The 7,936-nt window shown below is 69.6% G+C and carries 6 protein-coding genes and 1 pseudogene; 5 read left to right on the forward strand and 2 right to left on the reverse strand.

What is annotated here, in order from left to right:
* From VFB40_RS14790 to VFB40_RS14810, 5 genes and pseudogenes are all read left to right on the forward strand, one after another.
* Window positions 1–270, forward strand: a pseudogene (locus tag VFB40_RS14790) (hypothetical protein); the annotation flags it as partial.
* On the forward strand, window positions 267–1,733 hold the full coding sequence (locus tag VFB40_RS14795; protein ID WP_324851020.1) for a hypothetical protein: 1,467 nt from the start codon (window positions 267–269) through the stop codon (window positions 1,731–1,733). The pseudogene VFB40_RS14790 and the gene VFB40_RS14795, both read left to right, overlap by 4 nt.
* 98 nt (window positions 1,734–1,831) lie before the next feature.
* Window positions 1,832–2,533, forward strand: coding sequence for a spherulation-specific family 4 protein (locus VFB40_RS14800; protein ID WP_324851022.1), 702 nt, complete (start codon window positions 1,832–1,834; stop codon window positions 2,531–2,533).
* Window positions 2,458–3,384, forward strand: a complete 927-nt coding sequence (locus VFB40_RS14805; protein WP_349261481.1) for an endo alpha-1,4 polygalactosaminidase — start codon at window positions 2,458–2,460, stop codon at window positions 3,382–3,384. The genes VFB40_RS14800 and VFB40_RS14805 overlap by 76 nt, the downstream gene beginning before the upstream one ends.
* Before the next feature lie 119 nt (window positions 3,385–3,503).
* Window positions 3,504–6,041, forward strand: a complete 2,538-nt coding sequence (locus tag VFB40_RS14810) for a PKD domain-containing protein (RefSeq protein WP_324851026.1) — start codon at window positions 3,504–3,506, stop codon at window positions 6,039–6,041.
* Between the two features lie 81 nt (window positions 6,042–6,122).
* On the opposite strand, the gene meaB is transcribed toward VFB40_RS14810, so the two are convergent.
* Together meaB and VFB40_RS14820 are read right to left on the reverse strand one after the other, a co-directional pair.
* Window positions 6,123–7,073: a methylmalonyl Co-A mutase-associated GTPase MeaB gene (gene meaB / locus VFB40_RS14815; protein WP_324851028.1), complete on the reverse strand. Its 951-nt coding sequence runs from the start codon at window positions 7,071–7,073 to the stop codon at window positions 6,123–6,125.
* A 56-nt stretch (window positions 7,074–7,129) separates the two neighbouring features.
* A partial coding sequence (locus tag VFB40_RS14820; RefSeq protein ID WP_324851030.1) for an acetyl-CoA C-acyltransferase occupies window positions 7,130–7,936 on the reverse strand: 807 nt, incomplete at its 5' end.

Here is a 7,936-nt window from a genome sequence, read left to right on the forward strand (position 1 = left end):
GACCACGAGCGGCGGCACATGCTCGGTAAGGCGGCCCGCGAGCGCGCGCTGGAACTGTTCACCATCGGTCGTGCGGTAGACACCTTCGACAAGATCTACCGCGATGTCGCCGCGTCGCACCCTTCCGAATCTGAAGCCGGCGACGCATCCGGCGCCGCGTCAGGTAAGACCGCGTCAGACGACGCCGAGTTAGCAGACGACGTGTCAGACGACGCGATTTCACAATGGACGACTGAGGAATCATCCGTGCCGACAGGGCTCGCAGCATGAGCGCACAGTCTCTCTTCGGCAGAGCGAGCGGCGTACCGAACCATGCGTTCGCCACCGCCTACAGCCAGCCGCGTCGCCCTCCCGCGGCAAAAACAGAAGGCGCCGCCTCGGGTTCCGCGTCGGCCGAATCGTCCGACGCGCTCGACGCGATCGACCGTCTCGCCCTCAGCCTGGCGGACCTCTGCCGCAGCGCGGTGGATTCGCTGGCCATCGTCGCCGGGCTCGAAGCAGAGGGCTACAACGACCGGATCGCAGCCGAGAAGTTCGGCCTGCCCGACCTCTTCGCCCTCGCCGAGGAGCTACACCAGCGGGTTCCCCGCGACATACACCCGCCCGAGGGCCCGGAGGACCAGCCGACAGTGACCGGCACAACCCGCGCCATCCTGCGCGGCCTGCTGTTCGCCGCGCCCTCGCTGTGCGCCATGGCCTTCCTGGTCACCGATCTGACCGGCCCGGCCCGCGTGGTCCTTGCCATCGTGCAGGTGCTCGCCTGGGGCTACGGCCAAGGCGTCGCACACCTCGCCTACAGCCGCCTGAACAACGCGGACCGCAGCGGCGCGGCACGCATCCTGCGCCACGGAACGCTGTACGCGCTGCTTGTCTCCACTTGGCTGCTCGGCGCCACGGAGTTCCTCCTCGGTACCGCACTCACCGCGCTGCTACCGGCCGCGACCAGCCTGTGGTTCTGTCTCGCAGCAGTCCCGGCCCTCGTGCTCGGCGCCGAATTCGCCATGGCCGCGACCCTCATCCCGGCGGTGTCCGGCGCAGTCGCCGTGTGGTTCGGCGCTCCGCCCCTGGCGGCCCTCGCGGGCGCGCAGCTCTCGGCCGCCACCACTGTGCTGTTCATGCTCCGCCTGACCCGGCACGGGGACGCCGGCAGCCCGCGGCTGACCAGGCCCGAGCTGCGCGACTCGCTGCCGCACGTGCTCTCCGGCCTAGGCACCGGCGCGCTCATCACGGTGGTCCTGGCCGGCCCGGCCGCGGCCGGCCAGGGGCTCGTCGCGCTGCACGCCGCGATCGTGCTCACGCTCGGGATGGGCGCCGGCGAGTGGCACGCGCGCTGGTACCAGCGACAGGTGAGCGAGCTGCTGTCCACGCTGGCCGACCCCGCGGGCTTTCCTCCGCCCGCGACGCTGCTGCTGCTCGGGGCGCTGACGCGGCAGGCCGCGACGACCGCCGCGCTGGCCGGGACCGTCTACTACGCCTTCGACCGCGGCGACAGCGGCGCGGCGGGCCTCTACTGCTTCGCGGTGGCCCTCGCCCCCGGCCTGCTCGCGGCGCTGTTCATGCGCGGCATCGAGGCGCGCGCCGTGCTGTGGCCCACCGCGATCGCGCTGGCCTCGACCCTCGCCGCGCTGCCCAGCCGCAACGCGGCGGTCCTGGCCGCCCTCGCGCTGGAGGCCTCGGTTCTGCTCGCGATCCGCGCCGCGAGCGTCACCGCCCGTCCGTGGGTGCACCTGTGATCCGCAACCTCATCGCTCGCGACCGGCCGCGTGCCGACGGCGCGCAGCCGGTCCGATCGGTCGTGCCAGCGAGTGCGCCCGTGCCTGCGCCCGTGCACGTGTCTGTCCCTCGCTACGCAGTCCCCGCCTACTTCAACCCGTTGTGGGCCGCGACCGGCTGGCAGGACCTCGCCGCTCTCGGCCCGGCCGTGTCCTTCGCGATCCTCAACCCGGATTCCGGCCCCGGTCGCGCCGTCGATTCCGCGTATAGCGAGCCGATCGGCGCGGTTCAGGCATCGGGTGGACGCGTTATCGGATACGTCGACACCGCCTATGGCAGGCGTCCGAGTGCAACCGTGTTGCGTGACTTGATGCGTTATCAGTCCTGGTACGGCTTACGTGGCGTGTTTCTCGATCAAGTCGCCAGCGGCCGCGATCACCTCGCGCACTACCGCCGAATCATCGAAGCGGCACGCCGCTGCGGATTCGAGTTCTTCGCCATCAACCCCGGCGTCATCCCCGATCCCGGCTACGTCGAACTCGCGGACGTCGTAGTCACCTTCGAAGGCCCGTGGCTCGCGTATCGTGATCACGCGGCAGTCGACTGGACGACGGACCATCCGGCCGAGCGCTTCTGTCACCTGGTGCACAGCACACCGCCCGAGAAGCTGGCCACGGCGCGGAACCTGGCGCGCGAACGCCACGTCGGCGCCTTCTACGTCACAGAGCAGTCCGGAGCGAATCCATGGGGAAGCCTCAGCACGCAGCTCGCACAGACGGCTGCGGTGGGACGCGCCTCCGTTACTTCGCCGCTGCCTTAACGCTCGCCCTCGCCGCCTTAGGCGGCTGCTCGACGTCCGCGTCCCCGTCGCCGTCCGCCGCGCAGAGCTCATTGCCTGCTTCGTCGGGCTCTGCCCCTTCCGTGCCTGGCGGCTCCTCCTCGGCCGTTCCCGCCTCCATCTGGCACCCAAAACCCGGCCTCACCTGGCAGTGGCAGCTTTCCGGGAAGGTCGACACCTCCGTCGACGCCCAGGTGTACGACATCGATGGAGTCGAGAACAGTGCCGCCGTCGTCGCCACGCTGCACGCCGCCGGCCGCAAGGTGATCTGCTACGTGAACGCCGGTGCGTACGAGTCCTTCCGCGCCGACGCGAACCGCTATCCCGCCGCGATCATCGGACAGTCAAACGGCTGGACCGGCGAGCGCTGGCTGGACGTGCGCGAACTCAGCGTCCTGCGCCCGATCCTCGCCGACCGGTTCAAGGCCTGCGCGCAGAAGGGCTTCGACGGAATCGAGGCCGACAACGTGGACGGCTACCGCAACACCACCGGCTTCCCGCTGACCGCCGCCGACCAGCTGGCCTTCAACCGCATGCTCGCCGACCTCGCCCACGCGCAGCGCCTGGCCATCGGCCTGAAGAACGACCTGGACCAGATTCCGCAGCTGGTCTCGGACTTCGACTTCGCGGTCAACGAGCAGTGCGCCGAATTCTCGGAGTGCGACGCGCTCAAGCCGTTCATCGCCGCAGGCAAGGCAGTCTTCCACGTCGAGTACAACCTGTCCCCGGAGGAGTTCTGCCCCACGACGACCGCGCTCGGCCTGTCCTCCATGCGCAAGAACCTGAGCCTCGACGCCCCCCGCTGGCCGTGCCCGGCCACGTCACACGGCTGATCACAACCCCGAGTGAACAGCGCGTCAGCCGAGCGTATAGTCGGACCGCTCGGTTTGCTATCAGCGGGCTCATTGAGGGGGATACGGTGCGCTTGCGCCGAATCAGTGCATCCGCGGCGATGCTCATAACAGCCGCTTCAATCACCCCGGTCGCGCACGCCGCGGCCGCCACGGGGACCACCATCTACGTCAACAACGCCGCATCGGCGAACTGCTCCAACTCGGGGCCCGGAACGAGCGCGGCTCCGTTCTGCACCATCCAACAGGGCGTCGACGCGGCTACGGCCGGCACCACGGTGCTCGTCGAGCCCGGCTTCTACTCCGCGCCGGTCACCATCTCCAAGACCGGGACCGCGGACGCCCCCATCACGATCAGCTCGGTGGGCAAGTACCAGGCCGAGGTCTCGCTCTCCACCGGACCCGCGATCACGGTGTCCAACTCGGCCTACGTGACCATCGAAGGCTTGAGCGTCAACGCGATCAGCGGCAAGAGCATCGTCGTCGACGATTCCTCACACGTCACGATGGACAGCATCCAGGACTTCCTAGGCAACTCCGACCCTAACCCGGTCATCGAAATCACCGGCACGTCGACATACGCCACAGTCAGCCGCAGCCTGATCAACACCGACGGACACAGCGCGGCGATCCAGATCGACAGCGGCAGCACACACGACACGATCACCACGAACGTGTTCGACGGGCACAGCGGGGGCGTCGTCGTCAACGGCGCGACCAACACGGTGGTCACCAGCAACAGCTTCTACATAGCCTGCAACCAGGCCATCGCCCTGCGCGGCGCGTCCACGGGTGCATCGGTCGAGAACAACGCGATCTACCAGATCCAGGATTCTTCGCAGGTCAGTTTCTGTCCGCCCACCGTCGCACCGGTGACCGGAATCGAGGTCGACAGCGGCGCGACTTCGGGCACCACAGCCGACTTCAACGTGCTGGACACCACGATCAACGCGGACTCCTACACCTGGGCCGGCACCACCTACTCGAGCGCGACCGACCTGAATCGGGCGACCGGTCAGGCCGCACACGACATCAACGCCGATTTCCAGCTCACCGTCGACTACAAGCCGAACGGCGACAGCTCCCCGCTCGTCGACTCCGCCGACGCCAACGCGCCCGGCGAGCTGACCACCGACTACACCGGCGCCGCGCGAGCGGACGACCCGAACGTCGCGAACACGGGAACCGGCGTCGGCTACTACGACCGGGGCGCGGGCGAATACCAGGACCCGCTGGCCGTCGCGGTGAACCTCGACTCGCAGACGGGAACCGCGCCGGCGACCTTCACCGCGACCGAGTCGCTGGCCACCGCGGGTTGGGCTCCGGTGACCACGTGGACCGTCGACTTCGGCGACGGCAGCCCCACAAAGAGCACGGCCTCCCCTTCGGCGATCAGCCACACGTACACCAAGTCGGGCGCTTTCACCGTGACCGTCACAGGGACCGACTCCTACGGAACCGCTTCGGCCACGGCGCCGGTGTGGATGCTGTCCTCGAGCGTCTATCACCCGCTCTCGCCGAGCCGCATCCTCGACACCCGCAAGGGGATCGGGACGAACGGTGTCGTCGCTCCGGTACCGGCCGGCGGCAACCAGGCGGTGACCATTGAGGGCACCGGCTCCATTCCGGCGACCGGTGTGACCGCGGTCGCGGTGAACATCACCGTGACCAATGCCAAGGGCGGCGGCTACATCACCGCGTACGCCGATGGCACGACCAGGCCGACCACCTCGAACCTCGACTTCTCCGCCGGACAGACGGTGCCGAACATGGCGATCGTGCCGGTCGGCGCGGACGGCAAGATCGAGCTCTACAACGGCAGCGGCGGCACGACCGACCTGATCGCCGACGTCGCCGGCTATTACGGCCAAGGTGCCGGCACCGGACTGGGAGCGCTCGGCGCCGGCCCGGTGCGCATCCTGGACACACGCGACGGCACCGGCACAGCGAAGGCACCGATCGCCGCCGGCAACACCCTGGCCTTCGGTTCCGACTACTTCACGGGCGTCAGTGCGGTCGAGCTGAACGTGACCATCGTGAATCCGAAGACCGCCGGATACCTGACGGTCTATCCGGACGGCACGGCCCGGCCCGTCGCGTCAAACCTCGACTTCAGCGCGGGGCAGACGATCGCGAACCAAGTGGTCGTCCCGGTGGGCGCGGACGGCAAGATCGACTTCTACAACGGCAGCGGCGGCACGACCGACGTCATCGCCGACATGGTGGCGCTGTTCAACACGTTCGGCGGCGGCGGCTATGTGCCCGTCACCCCGACCCGCCTGCTGGATACCCGCAAGGGGATCGGAGCCCCCGCCGCGGCCGTGACGGCTCAGGGCATAGTCAACCTGAAGGCCGTCGGGGCCTCGCCGATCCCAGCAACCGGCGTCGGGGCGATCGCGGCGAACGTGACCGTCACGCAGCCCACGAGCGGCGGGTACCTCACCGTCTACCCGAACTACCTCAACACGCCGCCGAAGGCCTCGACGCTGGACTTCGCGGCGAACGAGACCGTGCCCGACTTCCTCGTCAGCGGCATCGAGTTCGACGGGGTCAAGCTGTTCAACGGCAGCGGAGGCTCCAGCCAGCTGATCCTGGACGCCTTCGGTTACTACGACAACGGAGTGCCGCCGGCGAACTGACCCGGAACCTGGTGGTACCGGCAGCAGACGAACCGGGCCGGCCCCGAGGACCGCGATCCTCAGGGCCGGCCCGGAGCCGTTTCAGTCCACGCTCTGCAGCAGTTCGTCGGCCGCGGCGAACGGGTCAAGCGAGCCGTCCACGACGCGGTCGGCGAGCGCCGCGATCCGCGAGTCGCCGTGCAGGGAGCCGAAGCGGGAGCGCAGCACCGCGAACGCGATCGCCTCGATCTCCGCGGCCGCGCGCGCCCGGCGGCGTACCGCCAGCTTCCCGGTCTCGGCCAACCACGCGCGGTGCTTCTCCAGCGCCTCGACCAGCTCGCCGACGCCCTCGGCGCGCGCCGCCACGGTCTTGACGATCGGCGGGCGCCAGTCGCCCGCCTCGCGCCGCTCGCCGAGCGCGAGCATGTGGTTAAGTTCCCGCGCGGTCGCGTCGGCGCCGTCCCGGTCGGCCTTGTTCACCACGAACACGTCGCCGATCTCCAGGATCCCGGCCTTCGCCGCCTGGATCCCGTCGCCCATGCCGGGGGCGAGCAGCACCACGGAGGTATCCGCCGCCGAGGCGACTTCGACCTCTGACTGCCCTACGCCCACCGTCTCGACCATGACCACGTCGCAGCCCGCCGCGTCGAGTACGCGCAGCGCCTGCGGGGTCGCCGCGGACAGGCCGCCAAGGTGCCCGCGCGAGGCCATCGACCGGATGTAGACCTCCGGGTCGGTCGCGTGCTCCTGCATCCGCACCCGGTCGCCGAGCAGCGCGCCGCCTGAGAACGGCGAGGAGGGGTCGACCGCGAGCACGCCGATCCGCTTGCCGCGCGCCCGGTACTCGGTGACCAGTGCGCTCGTCGAGGTCGACTTGCCCACGCCCGGAGCACCGGTGAGCCCGATGATGTACGCGTTGCCGGTGTGCGGGGCCAGCGCCGACATCAGTTCGCGCAGCGCGGGCGAACCGTCCTCGACCATGGAGATCAGGCGTGCGACCGCGCGCGGGTCGCCCTTACGCGCGCGGTCAACCAGAGCAGGGACGTCAGTCACAACTCAAGACCCTACCCATGTCGCCCTGCGTCGCCCTTGAGCCCTGCACCCGCTCCTCAGGCACGCTTCGGCACGGTAACGATCAGCGCGTCGCCCTGGCCGCCACCGCCGCACAGCGCGGCCGCGCCCGTGCCGCCCCCGCGCCGCTGCAACTCGAGCGCCAGGTGCAGCACCAGACGTGCGCCGGACATGCCGATCGGGTGGCCGAGGGCGATGGCGCCGCCGTTGACGTTGACCTTGTCCTCGTCGACGCCGAGGTCACGCATCGACTGGATGCCTACCGCCGCGAACGCCTCGTTGATCTCGATCAGGTCGAGATCGCCGACCGAGAGCCCGGCCTTGGCCAGCGCCTTGTTGATCGCGTTGGAGGGCTGCGAGTGCAGCGAGTTGTCCGGGCCGGCCACGATGCCGTGCGCGCCGATCTCCGCGAGCCAGGTCAGGCCCAGCTCCTCGGCCTTCGCCTTCGACATCACCACGACGGCGGCCGCGCCGTCGGAGATCGGGGAGGCGTTGCCGGCGGTGATCGTGCCGTCCTTGGTGAAGGCGGGGCGCAGCTTGCTCAGCCCTTCCGCGGTGGTGTCCCCGCGCACGCCCTCGTCCTCTTTCACGACGATCGGATCGCCCTTGCGCTGCGGGATCTCCACCGGGGTGATCTCGGCCTCGAAGAGGCCGTTCTTCTGCGCGGCGGCGGCGCGCTGCTGGGAGCGCGCGGCGAACTCGTCCTGCTCGGCGCGGCTGATGCCGAGCTTGCCGACGTGCCGCTCGGTGGACTCGCCCATCGGGATGTGGTCGAAGGAGTCGGTCAGGCCGTCGTAGGCCATCGCGTCGAGGACCTCGATCGAGCCGTACTTGTAGCCCTCGCG

This window comes from Actinocrinis sp. (assembly GCF_035650855.1).
GTDB lineage: Bacteria > Actinomycetota > Actinomycetes > Streptomycetales > Catenulisporaceae > Actinocrinis.

Bases quoted from the DNA above. Each gene is read 5' to 3' on its own strand.
- VFB40_RS14805 (WP_349261481.1), top strand. From the start codon at position 2,458: ATGGGGAAGCCTCAGCACGCAGCTCGCACAGACGGCTGCGGTGGGACG.
- VFB40_RS14810 (WP_324851026.1), top strand. From the start codon at position 3,504: ATGCTCATAACAGCCGCTTCAATCACCCCGGTCGCGCACGCCGCGGCC.
- VFB40_RS14795 (WP_324851020.1), top strand. From the start codon at position 267: ATGAGCGCACAGTCTCTCTTCGGCAGAGCGAGCGGCGTACCGAACCAT.